This is a genomic window from Aeromonas molluscorum 848, from assembly GCF_000388115.1.
Classification (GTDB): domain Bacteria; phylum Pseudomonadota; class Gammaproteobacteria; order Enterobacterales; family Aeromonadaceae; genus Aeromonas; species Aeromonas molluscorum.
Genome location: NZ_AQGQ01000025.1, coordinates 15,648 through 32,822, shown reverse-complemented (window position 1 = coordinate 32,822; position 17,175 = coordinate 15,648). Strand labels below are relative to the sequence as shown.

Here is a 17,175-nt window from a genome sequence, read left to right as displayed (position 1 = left end):
CGCTCATAAGCCACGATGGGCGGTATCAGGGCAGTTCTACATAGTCTGCGCCCCGGTTTCTCTAGACACTCTGTTGTTGAACATTGAACTGCTTTTCAAACTCTACCGGCGACAGCGTTGTTGTGACAGTTGCCACGTCGGCTCATACTGCAATTCAGGTTGTGAGCCTTCAGAAAGTCCTGCCATTCCCCACCGGTAAACTGGCTGCCCTGTAGTGGTCAACTAAATCCGGACACATAGTTAAGCCGCTTTGCGGCTTCTGCTGGTGCTATCCCGTCATTGTGTTGATGTGGGCGCCGCCAGTTGTAGTAATCCATCAGGTAGTAACTGATATCCCGCTTTGCTTCCCGCAGGCTCATGTACCCCGTGGTCGGAAGCCATTCCGTCTTGAGGCTCCTGAACAGCCGCGCCATCGGCGCGTTATCCCAGCAGTTGCCACGCCGACTCATGCTCTGGGTCATGCGATAGCGCCACAGCCGTTGTCGAAATACTCGACTGCCGTATTGGCTCCCCTGGTCGGAGTGAAACAGCACACCAGACGGACTACCTCGCTGCTGATACGCCATCTCGAGTGCTTTCACTGCCAAATCAGCATCAGGTCTGTCAGACATTGACCAGCCCACGACCCGCCGGGTATGGAGGTCCAGCACCGCAGCCAAATAATACCAACGGCCACCGGCCCACACGTAAGTGATATCGCCACACCACACCTGATTGGGCTGCGAGGCAGCAAATTCACGTGCCAGCAGATTCGGGATATCCGGTCGTTCAGCCCGGGCGACCTTGTAGGCATGAGCGCCGGGTTGCTTGGACACCTGCCCCGCGTCCTTCATCAGGCGACGCACCTTGAATCGGCCAACCTGATGCCCTAGCTCTCGCATCATCGACATCAAGGCCCGGCTGCCAGCTGAACCTCGACTCTCGTTGAACAGGCGCCGCAGCACGCTTTTTTGCTGCACCTGTTCACGGTCAATGGTGCGGGTACGAGCCAGATAGTCGTAGAAACAGGAGGTTGGGATACCGAAAGCGCAACAGACCAACGTGGTAGGGGCTTGCTCCCTTAATCGGTCTATCAGCGCGAACGTTCGAGTTCGTCCGCCATCAAGAGAGCTGTAGCCTTTTTTAGAATGGCCTTTTCACGTTCGAGCCGATTGATACGGGCTTCCAGCTCCTGGATTTTCTGCTGCTCCGAGGTCAGCGCTTTGCCGATTGGAGTGGTGCCGGTTCGTTCGGATTGAAGCTGCTGAACCCATCGGCGAAGTATGGTTTCACCGACATCCAGTGAACGGCTGGCTTCGGGGACAGAATATCCCTGGTCGAGCACCAGGGATGCGGCTTCGAGTTTGAATTCAGCAGTAAATGAGCGACGTAATCTTGTCATTGAACACCTCAAGGCATGGTGGCGACTGTACCACCTAAAATGGTGTCCGGGATGATTAGACCACTACAAGACTGTGGCTGGATACCCCGAGGGCTCGTGCAACATCAGCCACAGGCCGCCCGCGCTTAACCGCTTCTATCTTGAATGTTTCTGGGTAACGCTGACGGGTCATAACACCTCCAATAGTTGCCTCATTTTAAGGCTGTGAGGTGTCTTGGGAATTGTGGGGTTCAACTGGGGTCAGGTGTTGTATCCGAGATCCCAGGATCTTGTGACCATTTATCCGGAGTCATGAAAAGGGAAATGTGGCGATCCAAGCTGTCGGTAGTGATTCTTTGAGCTATGTAGGCGCTACAGGAGGGGGGAGATGATGTTATGAAGCGCGCCAATATAAGAAAAGGGGACGGCTGAGCCGTCCCCTTAAGTCGTGTCGTCCAGTCCTTGAACTGCAAATGCTCCCTGCATTCCCTGACTGTATCCAAATCCGTTGGATTTCCCCTTCCCAATCCATTGGGGTGTCCATATGTCATCCTGACCCAGCAACCTATCCTGATTGCTGCACTGTCTCCATCCTGGAGGTGTCCATTACCACATCCCGTGGTGTTCCTGCGTCGTCCTGACAGATAACCATCCCGGTTATCTCGCCTTCATCCTGAAGCTCGTCCTACCACATCCTGTGGTGATCCTGGGTCATCCAGACCAATAACCATCCGGGTTATGCTTCTCCGTCCTGGAGGTGTCCATAACCACTTCCTGTGGTGTTCCTGACCGTCCTGGCGGATAACCTCCTGGCTATCCAACCTCATCCTGAGGTGTCCTGTGGCTAGTCCTTTATTCTTGTGGGCATGCATCCTGTAGATGCCCGCGCCGTCCTTGTGGGATAGATAATAAGGGATAACGGCGAGGTCACAAGAGGGGCTGAGGGAGCAAGCGGAAGAAAACGATTTTACATTGTGGCTAAAATTAATTTTTATTGATAATAATCAGTATCTTATTTGGTTTCCCTTGTAATTGTCGGCAGTTGCTGACGGTCTAACCTACGGCATGAAACAGCTCGCTCTTACAGTGCCTATGGGCGATCTCTTACAAGGGGAAAATGGAGGCGTTTTGGTTTCAAGAGGAACTTAAAATATGCTGTCTAAAATCAAATAATATTGAATATTCGTGCTTAATATTTCATCTATTTTATTGTGTATATCTGGAAAAGCCGGGCTTAGCCCGGCTTTTCATTATCAGTTGGCCCGACTGGTTGGGTAGGCCTTGCGAAGGGATTCCGGTGCCAATACTTCCAGATTGCCTTCCATGTTGTTGAGCCAGTTGCGGAACTCCGGGGTGTCCTGTACTTCGGTCTCAACCACCACGCTGCGCTTGTCATAGCGGGTCATGCGCGGGTTGTGGCCCGGGATCTGACCATCAGTCAGTGTGGCACTGTTGGCATCTATGCGGCCAACGAAGCGGATAGGGCCACTGACATCTTGGTAAGCCTGCTCGCGGATCAGTTTCTGGACGTTGAAGTCCTTGGGCTGGGTCGCGCTGAAGTTGGTCAGCTCCACATCCTTGATATGGTCGAACGGTATGCCATACACCTTGGGGTCAAGCTCGGACAGGGTGCAGAGCAGTGTCGGGCCATCGGCCTGGTTCAAGATACCAAGCGGATTGATGCGGTCATAGCAGAGCCACACGGTACGCTCTTTGATGACACGCTGGATCTCGGCGCTGAACTTGCGGCCTCGCCAGAGGGCATCACGGATCAAGGTGCTGCGGCGTATTTCAGAGTTGCCGGCAAACGGACGCGGCGATTGATGCACACTCTCGAGCCAACGTTCGGCCAGTTCGCTCTGGCTGTCGCGGATCACCTGGCTGGCCTTGTCGACTAGCGGATTCAGTTCTGTCAACACGCTCGCGGGCAGCAGATGGCTGGCCTGATCGCTCCAAGTCTTGAGTGCGACGGCGAGGGAGAGTGGCATGATGTTGGCAAAGTCATTGAGGCCGTGGCGCTCGAAGCACCAGCCATGGGGTTTGCTGCGCTCATCCGAGGTGAGGTCAAACAGCCCCATGCCAGACATCTCTTCCAGATCCCGTTGCACGGTCCGCAGACTGACGTGTATGCCTTCTTCTTCCAGCTTAACTTGCAGCTGGCTGGCGGTCAGTTTGTAAGGGCGGTGCGGGATGCAACGCGCCAAGGTCAGTTGTCGTAACAGCTTCTTGCTCATGGTGCTTGCCTTCACTGGATTAGCGTTGAGTGTATCCTAGCCAGTAGTTGCGACAGTCTATGTCGCAAGTTTTGCTGCGACAAGTGTCGCCATTTTCATACAGCTACAGTTAAGCTATTGATACATAATGGCTATTAGACCTTAACTTGTTGTTATTTCGCTAAAATTAGTTTGCTGAAGGAGAGCAAGGATTGCTCTTGGGAGGCGATTGCGCTTTGTGATTGCGGGACAGGGGAGCGGAATGACAAACAGGAGGGCTGAGTTGATGGGATATGAAAAGGGGAGGCAGCAGCCTCCCCCTTGTAGGTCATGCGAACCAGGCCCAGGGGGATTTGCTGATGGCGACCCCTATGATGTAGTTGAACACCAGCAGGGCCGCGATGCCCGCGATCACCTTCTGTTTGCGGTCTGGGCGTTTGAGCGCCATGGCACCCAGGCCGATATAGACCACCAGGGCGATGAGCTTGGCCAGCAGCCAGGGTTGTGAACCCGGGTTCATCTGCAGGGTGACGGCCAGCACCACGCCTGCGAGCAGCAGCAGGGTATCGTTGACGTGGGGCAGTATCTTGAGCCAGCGTTGCTGCAAGCGAGGGCTTCCGTTGATGGCCAGGGCCCAACGGTAGATAAACAGCAGGATACTGACGATGGCGAACGTCATGTGCAGGTGTTTGAGCAGAGGGTAATAGGCAATCATCTTGCTTCCTTGTCTTGGTTGGGGAGGCCGCTATCCCAGTTATGGGCATGAACATGGTCCGGTCCCAGCTGATCGTCTCGCAACAGATCAGAGAGTATGTCCCGGTACTGCAGGCTCTTGTTGATATAGGTGTGCTCGTCGTCCAGATAACTGATCTGCTCGCGCAGCAGCCAGTTGTCATGGCGCTTGAACATCTGCCCGGCACGCCAGGCCTGATTGGCACGGAATCCCAGGTTGGTGAGGGCTTCCACGCCAAGATCCACAGCCGACCCCAGGGTTTCACGAAACACCCCGTCGACCCCGTGGCGCAATATGTTGTGGGCGTGGGGCCTGTCCTGGGCCCGCGCCAATATCTTAAGGTGCGGGAAGTGCTTCTTCACCATCTCGATGACAGTGAGTGAGGTAACAGGGTCATTGATGGAGAGCACCAGCAGCTTGGCCTTGTGCGCGCCGGCGGCGTGCAGCAGATCGATGCGGCTGGCATCGCCATAGAATACCTGATAACCGAACTTACGCAGCGTCTCTATCTGGCTGGCATCCTGCTCCAAGATGGTGGTGCCTATGCCGTGACCGTGCAAAAGACGCCCCACTATCTGACCGAAGCGGCCAAAACCGGCGATGATGACGGGATTGTCCAGGGCCTGGGGGTGCTCGTGCTCAGGGGCTTCCGGCCGGCTGCGATAGTCAAACCAGGGCTGGATCACTCTGTCGTTGAGGATCAGCAGCAGGGGGGTCAACGCCATGGAGAGCGCTACCACTAGGGTCAACAGGGCGATCATCTCCTCGGGCAGGACCCGGTTTTGACTGGCGAAGGAGAAGAGCACGAAGGCAAACTCCCCGCCCTGGGCCAGGGCGAGGGAGAAGGTCCAGCGCTGGCTTGGCGACACTCGCAATACCAGGCCAATCGCCATCAACACCAGCCACTTGAGCGCCATGAGACCGATCACCAGGGCCGGGATCAGTATAGGGTGCTCGGCGAACAGGCCGAAGTTGATGCCGGCCCCCACCGACATGAAGAAGAGGCCGAGCAGCAGCCCCTTGAAGGGGTCTATGTCCGCTTCCAGTTCGTGGCGATACTCGCTGTCGGCCAGCACCACCCCGGCCAGGAAGGAGCCCAGGGCGGGGGAGAGCCCCACCGACTCCATCAAGACGGCGATGCCGATCACCAGCAACAGCGCCGCCGCGACGAAGATCTCCCGCATGTGTGATTGGGCGATGGCACGAAACACGGGGCGCATCAGGTAGCGACCGCCAAATATGATGCCCGCGATGGCGGCGGCAACTAGCAGGCCATGCTGCCAGCCCGCCAGCTCACTCTGATCGCTCTGGGCGACCGGGGCCATGGCCAGCAGGGGCAACAGCGCCAGTATGGGTATCACGGCGATGTCCTGGAACAGGAGCACGGCAAAGGCGGAGCGACCGCTCTCGCTCTGCATCTGTTTGCGCTCCTGCAGGCTCTGCAGCACGATGGCGGTGGAGGAGAGGGCCAGGATCAGACCTATGGCCACCCCTTGTTGCCAAGGCAGACCGATGAGGACGGCGACCCCGGCCAGGGCAGCGGTCGACAGCGCCACCTGCAGGCCGCCTGTGCCCAGTATCGGTCCCTTGAGCTGCCAGAGCAGCGCCGGTTTGAGTTCGAGGCCGACCAGAAACAGCATCAGCACCACGCCGAATTCGGCGAAGTGCATCACGTCCTGACGTTCCCCGACCAGGCCGAGCAGGAAAGGCCCTATCACTATCCCTGCCAGCAGATAGCCGAGCACAGAACCCAACCCCCAGCGCTTGGCCAGGGGCACGGCGATGACCGCCGCCGAGAGGTAGATGAAGGCGTCGAACAAGATGCCGTGTCCCATCAGATAACCTCCAGCAGATCGCGCAGATAGGCGACCCCGTCCAGCTGAGTCGGGCTGAGCCGTTCATCACGCAAGGCGAGCAGCAGCTGGCGATATTCATGACCACAGCGGCGCAGCGCTTCGGGATCATTGAGTTTGTGGAAAGAGTGCAGCACGAAGGGCGGTAGCCACTGCATGCCGCACAGTCGGGCCGTCTGGCTGAAGGGGCGCAGAAAGTCGAGCAGCGGGCTGTTGTTGTAGCCAGCCTGGCAATAGGACTCGGGGGCTCCCCCCGTGGTGATGGCACTCAACCACTGCTTGCCTTCCAGACCATTGGCCTGGGGCCCATAGGCATAGCCGTACTCGAGCACCAGATCCAGCCACTCCTTCATGATGGCGGGGCAGGAGTACCAGTAGAGCGGATGCTGGAAGACGATGATGTCGTGCTCCCCGAGCAGGGCCTGTTCGCGTTTCACGTCGATAAACAAGTCGGGGTAGTGCTGATAGAGGTCGTGAATGGTCACCCCCTCCAGATCAGAGATGGCTTGCAGCAACTCACGATTGGCCTTGGAGCGCTGCAGGGCGGGGTGAGAGAAGATCACCAGAATGCGTTTCATAGAGTCATGACCTGGGGCATGGAGTTAGGTGGAAACTTATCAAGAAGCGGGCCTTGCGGCCAGTTCGGGGATCAATGCGACCAGAGCTGGGCTCAGGGTCTGGCGTGCCGGATAGCAGAGCCCTATGCGGCGAAACATCCTCGGCCCGGCGAGGGGCACGCAGCGCAGGGCCGGTTCATCCTCAACCAACCCATCGGGCAGAAAACTGATGCCGATACCCGCCAGCACCAGGGCCATCACCAGCCCCTTGCTCTGCGCCTTGGCCACCAGATTGAGGATGAGCCGGTCGCAGGCGAGCAGGCCCAGGGTCTGCTGATGGGCTTCGCAGGGGGGACACTCGATGAAATCCTGATCCTGCAGCTCATGGAGTTCGACCCGCTCGCGCCGGGCGAAGGGGTGGTTGGCGGGTACGCACAAGACATAATCCTCCTCCCAGAGCGGCAGAAAGATCTCGTCTTCCCGGCGCAGCACATCCAGGGTCAAGCGGCAATCGGCCGGTGTTTCATGGTCTGACAGGGTCAAATCCAGGGAGGGAAGATGCTGTTGTATCCGCTGCAACAGCGCGGCGAGGCGGCGCTTGCTCAGATCCGGCATCACGGCGAGGTTGAGGCGGGCCCGGCTCGCCTTCTGGCGAAACAGCTCGGGCAGGCGACGCGCTTCCTCGACCAGCTTGACCGCATGGGGATAGAGATAGTGGGCCGCAGGCAGAGCCTCTACCCCCTTCTTGCCGCGCAGGAACAGATTGTCCCCCAGGCTCTCTTCCAGCTGACGCAGACCGGCGGAGAGGGAAGGTTGGCTGACATGACAGCGTTCGGCAGCGGCCGTGATGTTCTTCTGTTCATAGATGGCGATGAAAAAGCGCAGCAGTCTCAAATCCAGCATGGCGTTACCATAGTTATTTCAGATGATAACCAGCGGAAATCTATATTTATCGCTGATAGATGGCGCGACTATAGTGAATGGACTTGGTGCTGACCAGCCCCTTTCATCCGCAATAAAGGAACTCCCATGTCCAAACCCCTCGTCGTCGTGACCGGTGCCTCCGCAGGCATAGGTGCCGCCATTGCCCGCGCCTTCTCGGCGGCGGGTCACCCCCTGCTGCTGCTGGCTCGTCGGGTTGAACCCATGGTGGCACTCGGTTTGCCAGACAGCCTCTGTCTGCCCCTCGATGTGACCGATACCGCAGCGTTTCGGGCAGCCATCGACCAGGCCGAGGCGCGTTTCGGTCCGGTCGGTTGCCTGGTCAACAATGCCGGCGTCATGCTGCTCGGCCAGGCCGATGTGCAGGATCCCGCCGAGTGGCAACAGATGCTCAACATCAACGTGATGGGGGTGCTCAACGGCGTGCATGCGGTGTTGGCGGGGATGAAGGCGCGGCGCAGCGGCACCATTATCAACATCAGTTCCATCGCCGGGCGCAAAACCTTCCCCAATCATGCCGCTTACTGTGCCACCAAGTTTGCGGTGCATGCCCTGACTGAGAACATCCGTGAAGAGGTGGCCGACCTCGGGGTGCGTCTGGTGACCATAGCGCCGGGGGCGGTGGAGACCGAGCTGCTCAGCCATACCACTGATGAACAGATCAAGGCCGGATATCATGGCTGGAAGGAGAGTATGGGGGGCGTCATCGCCCCCGAGGTGATCGCCGAGGCCGTGCTCTATGCCTGGCGCCAGCCAGCCAGCGTCTGCGTGCGCGAGATAGTGCTGGCCGCTACCCGTCAGCCAAGCTGAGTGGTGCCGAGGTGCGGGGATCTGCCGATGGTCCGGGTCAGACCCTGGTGACGGGGTCATCGCTCGCATCCAGCGCTGATCGGCCGGCAAGCTGATCCGGATCAAGGGTTGCCCTGCAGGCACCCTTGACCTTACCCCTGGGGGGCAGGTTAGCATGGGCCATTATTTTCACAGAGCTGCCCCATGCTACTGACCCCTCGCCAATTAGACCATGCACGCCGCTGGCTGCCCCTCTGGGGTCTGCTGCTGGTGCTGATGTCGTTTGGCAGCCGGGCTGCGGCGGATCTCTGTACCCTGACGCCCCATTGCAGCGAAGCCGAGCGTACCCTGGAAAAGGCCATGCCCTGCGGCAGCTTCACCACAGTGCTGGCCATGAGCCTGGTCAGCAGCGACAGCCTGACCCTGGCCGAGCAGAGCCCGGCAGACCCTGAATTCATTGCTCCCTCCCTCTATGTGCCCCAGCCGCCGCTGGAGCGACTCGAGCGCCCGCCTCGCACCACGATCTGATGATAATGAACCCCTGCCGGGGTCCTTCGTATCAATGTCCATTGAAGCAATATCAGTCGAGGTAGTTATGTCTATACGCAAGATCCCAGCCCTGTGGCTGGCCCTGGTGGCGGGCGTCACCAGCCTGTCAGCTCTGGCCGCCGAGCCGATGACGGTCTACAAATCCCAGTATTGCGGCTGCTGCGAGCAGTGGATAAAGCACATGCAGGACAATGGTTTCGAGCTCAAGGTGGTCAACACCGAGCAGCTCGAACCCATCAAGCAGCAGCATGGCGTGACGCCGCAGCTGGCCTCCTGCCATACCGCCCTGGTGGGCGGTTATGTGGTGGAAGGTCATGTGCCCGCCGCCGACGTGCAGCGCATGCTGGATAAGAAACCGGCCATCCGCGGGTTGACTATCCCTGGTATGCCACAGAGTGCCCCCGGCATGGATATCCCGGGTCAGCCCTATCAGGTGTTGGCCATCGACGAGGCGGGTCAGACCGCGCTCTGGGCCAGCTACCCGGGCTAATGGGTCCGGGTGAGGACTTTCCCCATGTGAGGCACACCTGAGCGAATCTTGCCTCACCCAGGACCTGGATCAGGCCGTTCTCTTCACAGAACGGCCTTTTTCATGGGTGCCCCTTGCAACCGGGCGCCACAAGGGGCAGATTGATGACCGATTAAGGGGGCGTCAGTCCCCCGTGTTAACCCTTAAATCGCAAAGGATGCGACATGTTCAGCCTTTCTCGCTGCCTCCTGTTGCTGTCTGCGCTGGCCGCAGGCACAGCTTCATATGCCAATGATGAGTCCCCCATGCCGATGACAGACGTGCCGATGACAGATGCCGCGCCCCAGCCGCCGATGGCGGCCAAACACCCCAAGATCCTCAAGAAGCATGGGCAGAGCCGCACGGACAACTACTATTGGTTGCGCGATGATGAGCGCAAGGATCCGGCGGTGCTGGCCTATCTGAATGCCGAGAACGCCTACACGGCGGCGCGGCTAGCGCCAAGTGCCCCACTGCGGGCCCAGCTCTACAAGGAGATGGTGGCGCGCATTCCCCAGCAGGATACCTCTGTCCCCTACGTCAAGAATGGCTATCGCTATCAGACTCGTTATGAGCCAGGCAAGGAGTATGGTATCTATGCTCGCCAGGCGGTTGAGCAGGGGGAGATGGTGACCCTGCTCGACAGCAACCAGCGAGCCGAGGGACATGACTTCTACGAGCTGGGTGCGCTGGAAGTGAGCCAGGACAATCGCTGGCTGGCGGTGGCGGAGGATTACCTCTCCCGTCGTCAGTATCAGGTGCAGTTTCTCGATTTGAGCAATGGCCAGTGGGCCAGCGACAAGCTGGAAAATACCTCGGGCAACATCGTCTGGGCCGCGGACAACAAGACCCTGTTTTATGTGCGCAAGCACCCGCAGACCCTGCTGCCCTATCAGGTGTATCGCCATGTGCTCGGCTCGGATCCCGCCAAGGATCAGCTGGTCTATGAGGAGAAGGATGACACCTTCTATGTCAGCATAGGGGCCACCACCTCGGAAGATTTCATCGTCATCTCCCTCTCCAGCACCACCACGGACGAGGCCTGGCTCATCGATGCCGCCAATCCGCAGCAGGCGCCGCGCCTCTTCCTCAAGCGCCAGCCGGATCACGAATACAGCCTGGATCACTACCGGGGTCGCTTCTATGTGCGATCCAACAAGGACGGCAAGAACTTCGGCCTCTACGAGACCAAGGAGAGTCCGGTTGATCGCTGGCGCCCCGTGGTCGCGCCGCAAGCGGACGTACTGCTCGAAGGGTATGCCCTGTTCAAGCAGTGGCTGGTGGTCGAGGAGCGCAGCCAGGGGTTGACCCGGTTGCGTCAGATCAACTGGCAGAGCGGTGAGCAACAGGAGATCAGCTTCGACGATCCCGCCTATGTCACCGGTCTCTCTTACAACCCTGAGCCGGACACCGAGCTGCTGCGCTACGGTTACAGCTCCATGACCACGCCGACCTCCACCTTTGAGCTCAATATGGCAAACGGCAAGCGCACCCTGCTCAAGCAGCAGGCGGTGGCGGGCTTCAAGGCCGAGCGTTACAAGAGTGAGCGGCTCTGGGTCACGGCCCGGGACGGGGTCAAGGTGCCTGTCTCTCTGGTCTATCGCAAGGATCTGTTCAAAGGGGGCAAGGCCCCCTTGCTGGTCTACGGCTACGGCTCCTATGGCGCCAGCATGGATCCCGACTTCAGTTCGGCGCGGCTCTCTTTGCTGGATCGCGGCTTCGCCTACGCCATCGCCCACGTGCGCGGTGGCGAGGAGTTGGGTCGCCAGTGGTACGAGGATGGCAAGCTGCTCAACAAGCAGAACAGCTTCCACGACTTTATCGATGTCACCAAGGCGCTGGTGGAGCAGGGCTATGGTGCCAAGGATCAGGTCTACGCCATGGGGGGCAGTGCAGGCGGCCTGCTGATGGGGGCCGTCATCAACCAGGCCCCCGATCTCTATCATGGCGTCGTGGCCCAGGTGCCTTTCGTCGATGTGGTGACCACCATGCTCGATGAATCCATCCCGCTCACCACCGGGGAGTATGACGAGTGGGGCAATCCCAACAAGAAACGTTATTACGACTACATGCTCGACTACAGCCCCTACGATCAGGTCAAGGCGCAGGCCTATCCCAACCTGCTGGTTACCACGGGTCTGCACGACTCCCAGGTGCAGTACTGGGAGCCGGCCAAGTGGGTGGCCAAGTTGCGTGAGCTGAAGACGGATGACAACGAGTTGCTGCTCCACACTGACATGGAGGCGGGTCATGGTGGAAAATCCGGTCGCTTCAAGGCCTATGAGGACATAGCCCTGGAGTTTGCCTTCCTGCTGCAACTGTCTCAGCCGGAAACCGTCAAGCCGGGTTGACCGATAGCCAGTCGCGGCCTTATTTGGTCAGGCCGCGACAGTTGTTAATTTTTATGACTCATGGGAATCCCTTTATCGCGACTGAGCGAGAGAATAGGATGACATATGTCATAAATTGCGCTATTTCTAGCGCCATTTTTGCACTCCTGTTTGATTTATGTTGACGGTGTGTGGTTAAAATCTGAGTGCGTTATTTTTGATTTGCTTGATAAAACAGGTAAATCGTCTTCGGTCGGCAGGATGCTGGCGTCTATTCGCAGGGTTGCGACAATCTTGGTGCTGCCATCTCTGGCAGGCGCCATTTCCTAATCGGGGTCGAGACGGACCAGCCTGGTGCTGATGGCCGCTCCTTTGATTTCACCCGGGAGTCGGGTGATGTAAAAACCAATGAAAAAAGGATGGAAAACATGAAAGGATTATCCTTGGCGTGCGCCATGTCCGCAGTGCTGGCTGCCGCCTCTTTCGGTGGTGCCGTGCAAGCGCAAGAGCGTTTCGTGACCATAGGCACCGGCGGTCAGACCGGTGTCTACTATGTGGCGGGCCAGTCTATCTGCCGCTTCCTGAACCGCGGCGCCGCCGAGCACAACATCAAGTGCAACGCCCCGGCCAGCGGCGGCGGTGTCGCTAACGTCAACGGTATTCGCAGCGGTGAGTTCAACTTCGGCATCATGCAGTCTGATCACCAGTACAAGGCGATGAAAGGTCTGCCCCCCTTCCAGGCCGAAGGTGCCATGGATGACATCCGCGCCGTCTTCTCCCTGCAGAGCGAAGTGTTCACCATTCTCGCCCGCCGTGATGCCAAGATTGCCAGCTTCGACGATCTGAAAGGCAAGCGCGTCAACATCGGCAACCCGGGCTCTGGCCAGCGTGACACCATGGAAGAGATCATGGCCGTCAAGGGCTGGGACAAGTCTGCCTTCAGCCTGGTTTCCGAGCTGAAACCGGCCGAGCAAGCCTCTGCCCTCGGCGATAACAACATCGACGCCATGAGCTACTTCGTGGGCCACCCGAACGGTGCCATCCAGGAAGCGACCACTACGACCGATGCCGTGCTGGTGCCGGTGACCGGCGCAGAGATCGACAAGCTGCTGGCCGAGAAGAGCTACTACACCAAGGCCGAGATCCCCGGTGGTCTCTACAAGGGCAACGACAAGCCGACTCCGTCCATCGGTGGCAAGGCCGTGCTCTCTACCAGTGCCAAGGCCGATCCTGAAGTGGTCTACCAGCTGGTCAAGTCCGTGTTTGACAACCTGGATCGCTTCAAGCGCCTGCACCCGGCCTTTGCTGACCTGAACGAGAAGGACATGATCAAGGTTGGTCTGTCTGCCCCGCTGCATGAAGGCGCCGTTCGCTATTACAAAGAGCGTGGCTGGCTGTAATTGCATTTGATTAGGGACCCTGCCGGGTCACTGTAGTTGTACATCGACACTCGTCAGCGCCTGGTTTGCCAGCGGGCTGACGAGTGTTGCTCTTGTTGTAACCCTTGGCAAAAACACACCCTATGCAAGAAAAACAACTCTCTACCGAAGAACTCATCGCCCAGGATGTAGGGGCTCGTCTGCCCATAGGTCCTATGGGTTGGCTCATCACTACCCTGGCCCTGGCCTGGTCGCTGTTCCAGCTCTGGATAGCGTCCCCACTGCCTTTTCTGGTTGGCTTCGGCGTCCTGAACGACACCGAGACCCGTGCCATCCACCTGACATTTGCACTGCTGCTGGCCTATCTGGTGTTCCCGGCTTTTCGCAGCTCGCCCAGAGACAATGTGCCGGTCGCCGACATCGTGCTTGGCATCATTGCCGCCTGCGCCGCCTCTTACCTGTTTGTGATGTATCAGGACTTGGCCCAGCGTCCCGGTAATCTCACCACGGCAGACCTGATCACCGCCTGTATCGGTATTCCGCTCTTGCTGGAAGCCGCGCGCCGCGCCCTGGGTCCGGCCCTGGCCGTGATTGCGCTGGTTTTCCTGATTTACAGCCTGGCCGGTCCCTATATGCCGGGCTTGCTTGCCCACCGCGGGGTCAGTTTTACCGCCCTGGCCAACCATCAGTGGATCACCACCGAAGGGGTGTTTGGCATCGCCCTGGGTGTCTCCACCAGTTTCGTCTTCCTGTTCGTGCTGTTCGGTGCCCTGCTCGAGCGGGCCGGCGCCGGTCACTACTTTATCCAGCTCGCCTTCAGCATGCTCGGCCACCTGCGCGGCGGCCCCGCCAAGGCGGCGGTTGTCGCCTCTGGCCTGACCGGGCTCATCTCCGGCTCTTCTATCGCCAACGTGGTTACCACGGGCACCTTCACTATTCCCATGATGAAGCGAGTCGGCTTCAGTGCGGAGAAGGCGGGGGCCGTGGAGGTCGCTTCCTCGGTCAATGGCCAGATCATGCCGCCCGTGATGGGGGCAGCGGCCTTCCTCATGGTTGAATATGTGGGCATTCCCTATGTGGAGATCATCAAGCATGCCTTTCTGCCGGCGGCCATCTCCTATATAGCGCTGCTCTACATTGTGCATCTGGAGGCGCTCAAGCTGGGCATGGAGCCTATAGGCGGCCAGCAGCCCAAGACCTGGTTGCGTCGGCTGACCGGTTTTGCCTTCGGCGCTTTCCTGATCAGCGGCCTCTCTCTGGCGGTTTACTATGGCTTGGGCTGGCTCAAACCTGCCTTGGGTGACTATGCCCTCGAGGGGGTCAGCCTGCTGCTGGCGCTGGTCTATGTGGGGCTGCTCAAAATTGCCGCCAGCAATGAACCCCTGCCAGCCGAAGATCCGGACAAACCACTGACCGAACTGCCCCAGACCCGCGCCGTGCTGCTCTCCGGGCTGCACTTCCTGCTGCCCGTGGTGGTGCTGGTGTGGTGTCTGATGATAGAACGACTCTCTCCGGGTCTGTCCGCCTTCTGGGGCACCGTCATGCTGGTGATCATACTGCTCACCCAGCGGCCGCTGCTCAACTGGCTGCGCACCGATGGCAAGCATGATTACGGTACTCTCAATGATGGAGTCGTGGATCTGCGCGAAGGTTTGATCGCCGGTGCCCGCAACATGATTGGCATCGGCATAGCGACGGCGACGGCTGGCATCATAGTGGGTGCCGTCTCCCAGACCGGGGTTGGCCTGGTATTGGCGGATCTGGTGGAAGTGCTCTCCATGGGCAACCTGCTGCTGATGCTGATCCTGACCGCCGTGCTGAGTCTGATACTCGGCATGGGGCTGCCGACCACGGCCAACTACATCGTGGTCTCCAGCCTGCTGGCACCCGTGGTGGTGACCCTTGGTCAGCAGAACGGCCTGATAGTGCCGCTCATCGCGGTCCATCTGTTCGTGTTCTATTTCGGCATCATGGCAGACGTGACGCCGCCGGTGGGACTGGCCTCGTTTGCAGCGGCCGCCGTCTCCAAGGGCGATCCCATCAAGACCGGGATCACGGCGTTTTACTACAGCTTGCGCACCGCGGCATTGCCCTTCCTGTTCATCTTCAACACGGACCTGCTGCTGATCGATGTCGACTTCGCCCATGGCGTCTTGATCTTCGTGGTGGCGACTATCGCCATGCTGATCTTCGCGGCGGCGACCCAGGGTTATTTCCTGGTCAGAAGCCGCTGGTATGAGAGCATGGCGTTGTTGCTGGTGGCCTTCACCCTGTTCCGCCCCGGTTTCTGGATGGACATGGTGCATAACCCCTACCGCGACACGCCCCCGGCCCAGCTGACCCAGACTCTGGGGGAAGTGGCGGCCGAGAGCACGTTGCGGCTGCGTATCGCCGGGGAAGATGCCGTCGGCAAACACAGAGAGTACAGCCTGCTGCTGGGAGTGCCGCAGGGCGCCACCGGCGCAGAGCGCCTGGAGGCCCTGGGGCTGAGCCTGTATGAGCAGGATGGCAAGACACTGATCGACAATGTGGCCTTCGGTAGTCCGGCGGCCGATGCCAATCTGCAGTTCGACCAGCAGATCGTTGCCGTCAGTGCCCCGACCGAAGGCTGGCGCAAGGAGCTGATGTGGCTGCCTGGTTTCCTGCTGTTTGGCCTGGTGGTGATGCTGCAGCGCAGACGGCAAAAGGCCGCCTGAGCAAGGCAGCAAATCCCGTCATGATAACGGCGCTTCGGCGCCGTTTTTTTATGGGGAAATGCGCCGGGCCTATTGCGGGAATGGGAGGGATGGCAAATAGGGGGCTGCCTGTACATTCATGGCTGTGGGCTATGTGGCAGGGAGAGCGTGATCTGTCGGTGTGAGCGAGAGGACGAGCAGGGGCATATCGGGTGAGGCGTCAAAAAAGAGAAGGCGCTCGCAGGCGCCTTATCGAATTCATGTCCTGGGGTCTCCAGGACAGGGCAGGCACATCAGTCCTGCAGCTCCCGGCTCTGCATTGAGCTCAGGGTCTGCTGCTCGGTCAGGGTCAGGCCGAGCTGCTCACAGGCTTGCTCGAAGCTGATGCCGAGGTGGCACATCATGATATCGATGGCGGGCATGTAATTTTTCATTGGCTCTTCCATGGGGTTCCTCCAGAAACACCCTTATGCCCTATTGATGGGGGGAAGGGCAATTAGACTTTAGGCGTAGCCAGCTCATTCGCGTCTCACCCCTGCCCCCGAGAGCCGGAATTTGCTACCCTGACGCGGCACTGGGTCTTCACTTCGCCAGGCAAGCATCGTCATGGGGAAGGGGTATCCGGCATGTGGTTGAGTGTATTGATCATCGCGTCCGCCTGGTGGCATATCAAGGCTGCCTACGGCACTGATACCCGCCAGTTCTACCTGAGCAAGCCGTTGACCATGCTGCTGATCGTTGCTTTGGCGTTCGGTTATCACGGGGACGATCACAATGGTTCCCACGCCTGGATCCTGCTCGGGCTCTGTCTCTCCCTGCTTGGCGACATCATGCTGATGTTGCCGGTCGATCGTTTCTTGCAGGGACTGGCGGCATTTCTTGTCGCACACCTCTGTTATATCGTCGGGCTGGCCCAGGGGCCGCTGGTGCTCAACCTGGTAGATGGCTTGCTGTTGATCCTGGTGGCCGGTGTCTACTTCGGCCTGCTGCGCCCTCACCTGGGGGCGATGCGCTGGCCTGTGCTCTGCTACACCCTGATGATGATAGGGCTGGTCTGGGTCGCCGCCGCCGCCTGGCGCGCCTCTCTCACCGCGGGCAGTGCCGCCGCCCTGGTCGGCGTGCTCTTGTTCCTCTGTTCCGATGCCTTGCTGGCCTTCAACCGCTTTCGTCGCCCCTTCCCCCATGCCAGTGCCTGGGTGATGAGCAGCTATTTTGCCGCGCAGTTTCTGATAGCCGCCTCTCTGGCGAGTTAACTCAGCCATCCACGCATTATCACGGCGCATAGCA

14 protein-coding genes and 1 pseudogene are annotated in these 17,175 nt (G+C 59.1%); 7 read left to right on the top strand and 8 right to left on the bottom strand.

Features of this window, described 5'->3' with window-relative positions:
* Positions 1-218 precede the first annotated feature (218 nt).
* From G113_RS20455 to G113_RS06110, 7 genes and pseudogenes are all read right to left on the bottom strand, one after another.
* Positions 219-1,381, bottom strand: a protein-coding gene (locus tag G113_RS20455; protein ID WP_152435970.1) for an IS3 family transposase whose coding sequence is annotated in 2 segments (ribosomal slippage) — positions 219-1,126 and positions 1,126-1,381 — 1,164 coding nt in all. Because the reading frame shifts where the segments join, the coding sequence is not laid out codon by codon here.
* A gap of 67 nt (positions 1,382-1,448) precedes the next feature.
* A pseudogene (locus G113_RS20450) lies at positions 1,449-1,553 on the bottom strand (transposase); the annotation flags it as partial.
* 1,060 nt (positions 1,554-2,613) lie between these two features.
* The gene (locus tag G113_RS06130) at positions 2,614-3,594 is read right to left on the bottom strand and encodes a helix-turn-helix transcriptional regulator (RefSeq protein ID WP_005895772.1); all 981 of its coding nucleotides are present in this window, start codon (positions 3,592-3,594) and stop codon (positions 2,614-2,616) included.
* 307 nt (positions 3,595-3,901) lie between these two features.
* Positions 3,902-4,288 (bottom strand): SirB2 family protein, encoded by a 387-nt coding sequence (locus G113_RS06125; protein ID WP_005895769.1) that lies wholly within the window; start codon positions 4,286-4,288, stop codon positions 3,902-3,904.
* Entirely contained in the window at positions 4,285-6,141 is a 1,857-nt protein-coding gene (locus tag G113_RS06120) for a monovalent cation:proton antiporter-2 (CPA2) family protein (protein ID WP_005895766.1), read from the bottom strand. The genes G113_RS06125 and G113_RS06120 overlap by 4 nt, the downstream gene beginning before the upstream one ends.
* Positions 6,141-6,737: a glutathione-regulated potassium-efflux system oxidoreductase KefF gene (kefF, locus tag G113_RS06115; RefSeq protein WP_005895764.1), complete on the bottom strand. Its 597-nt coding sequence runs from the start codon at positions 6,735-6,737 to the stop codon at positions 6,141-6,143. Before kefF ends, G113_RS06120 begins: the two co-directional genes overlap by 1 nt.
* A gap of 39 nt (positions 6,738-6,776) precedes the next feature.
* A complete protein-coding gene (locus tag G113_RS06110) occupies positions 6,777-7,619 on the bottom strand; it encodes a LysR family transcriptional regulator (protein ID WP_005895761.1) in 843 nt (280 codons plus the stop codon).
* Between the two features lie 126 nt (positions 7,620-7,745).
* Between G113_RS06110 and G113_RS06105 the strand changes: the two genes are divergently transcribed.
* The 6 genes from G113_RS06105 to G113_RS06080 all read left to right on the top strand — a co-directional run bounded on the left by G113_RS06105 (position 7,746) and on the right by G113_RS06080 (position 15,909).
* On the top strand, positions 7,746-8,468 hold the full coding sequence (locus G113_RS06105; RefSeq protein WP_005895759.1) for an SDR family oxidoreductase: 723 nt from the start codon (positions 7,746-7,748) through the stop codon (positions 8,466-8,468).
* 183 nt (positions 8,469-8,651) lie between these two features.
* Positions 8,652-8,975: a hypothetical protein gene (locus tag G113_RS06100; protein ID WP_005895756.1), complete on the top strand. Its 324-nt coding sequence runs from the start codon at positions 8,652-8,654 to the stop codon at positions 8,973-8,975.
* A gap of 67 nt (positions 8,976-9,042) precedes the next feature.
* The gene (locus G113_RS06095) at positions 9,043-9,486 is read left to right on the top strand and encodes a DUF411 domain-containing protein (protein ID WP_005895753.1); all 444 of its coding nucleotides are present in this window, start codon (positions 9,043-9,045) and stop codon (positions 9,484-9,486) included.
* Between the two features lie 203 nt (positions 9,487-9,689).
* A complete protein-coding gene (locus G113_RS06090) occupies positions 9,690-11,855 on the top strand; it encodes a S9 family peptidase (protein ID WP_005895751.1) in 2,166 nt (721 codons plus the stop codon).
* Positions 11,856-12,262: 407 nt separating this feature from the next.
* Positions 12,263-13,234: a TAXI family TRAP transporter solute-binding subunit gene (locus G113_RS06085; RefSeq protein ID WP_005895749.1), complete on the top strand. Its 972-nt coding sequence runs from the start codon at positions 12,263-12,265 to the stop codon at positions 13,232-13,234.
* A 122-nt stretch (positions 13,235-13,356) separates the two neighbouring features.
* Positions 13,357-15,909 carry a TRAP transporter permease gene (locus G113_RS06080; protein WP_005895745.1) on the top strand — a complete coding sequence of 851 codons (2,553 nt, stop codon included), beginning with the start codon at positions 13,357-13,359 and terminating at the stop codon, positions 15,907-15,909.
* A 272-nt stretch (positions 15,910-16,181) separates the two neighbouring features.
* Here G113_RS06080 and G113_RS21480 read toward each other — a convergent pair whose 3' ends face one another.
* A complete protein-coding gene (locus tag G113_RS21480; protein ID WP_005895741.1) occupies positions 16,182-16,322 on the bottom strand; it encodes a hypothetical protein in 141 nt (46 codons plus the stop codon).
* A 192-nt stretch (positions 16,323-16,514) separates the two neighbouring features.
* Here G113_RS21480 and G113_RS06075 point away from each other — a divergent pair, with 192 nt between their 5' ends.
* Positions 16,515-17,141 (top strand): lysoplasmalogenase, encoded by a 627-nt coding sequence (locus G113_RS06075; protein WP_005895737.1) that lies wholly within the window; start codon positions 16,515-16,517, stop codon positions 17,139-17,141.
* Positions 17,142-17,175 lie beyond the last annotated feature (34 nt).

What these genes read in the sequence shown, in the direction of transcription:
- G113_RS06130 (WP_005895772.1), bottom strand. Translation starts at nt 3,594, where the DNA reads ATGAGCAAGAAGCTGTTACGACAACTGACCTTGGCGCGTTGCATCCCG.
- G113_RS06125 (WP_005895769.1), bottom strand. Translation starts at nt 4,288, where the DNA reads ATGATTGCCTATTACCCTCTGCTCAAACACCTGCACATGACGTTCGCC.
- G113_RS06120 (WP_005895766.1), bottom strand. Translation starts at nt 6,141, where the DNA reads ATGGGACACGGCATCTTGTTCGACGCCTTCATCTACCTCTCGGCGGCG.
- kefF (WP_005895764.1), bottom strand. Translation starts at nt 6,737, where the DNA reads ATGAAACGCATTCTGGTGATCTTCTCTCACCCCGCCCTGCAGCGCTCC.
- G113_RS06110 (WP_005895761.1), bottom strand. Translation starts at nt 7,619, where the DNA reads ATGCTGGATTTGAGACTGCTGCGCTTTTTCATCGCCATCTATGAACAG.
- G113_RS06105 (WP_005895759.1), top strand. Translation starts at nt 7,746, where the DNA reads ATGTCCAAACCCCTCGTCGTCGTGACCGGTGCCTCCGCAGGCATAGGT.
- G113_RS06100 (WP_005895756.1), top strand. Translation starts at nt 8,652, where the DNA reads ATGCTACTGACCCCTCGCCAATTAGACCATGCACGCCGCTGGCTGCCC.
- G113_RS06095 (WP_005895753.1), top strand. Translation starts at nt 9,043, where the DNA reads ATGTCTATACGCAAGATCCCAGCCCTGTGGCTGGCCCTGGTGGCGGGC.
- G113_RS06090 (WP_005895751.1), top strand. Translation starts at nt 9,690, where the DNA reads ATGTTCAGCCTTTCTCGCTGCCTCCTGTTGCTGTCTGCGCTGGCCGCA.
- G113_RS06085 (WP_005895749.1), top strand. Translation starts at nt 12,263, where the DNA reads ATGAAAGGATTATCCTTGGCGTGCGCCATGTCCGCAGTGCTGGCTGCC.
- G113_RS06080 (WP_005895745.1), top strand. Translation starts at nt 13,357, where the DNA reads ATGCAAGAAAAACAACTCTCTACCGAAGAACTCATCGCCCAGGATGTA.
- G113_RS21480 (WP_005895741.1), bottom strand. Translation starts at nt 16,322, where the DNA reads ATGAAAAATTACATGCCCGCCATCGATATCATGATGTGCCACCTCGGC.
- G113_RS06075 (WP_005895737.1), top strand. Translation starts at nt 16,515, where the DNA reads ATGTGGTTGAGTGTATTGATCATCGCGTCCGCCTGGTGGCATATCAAG.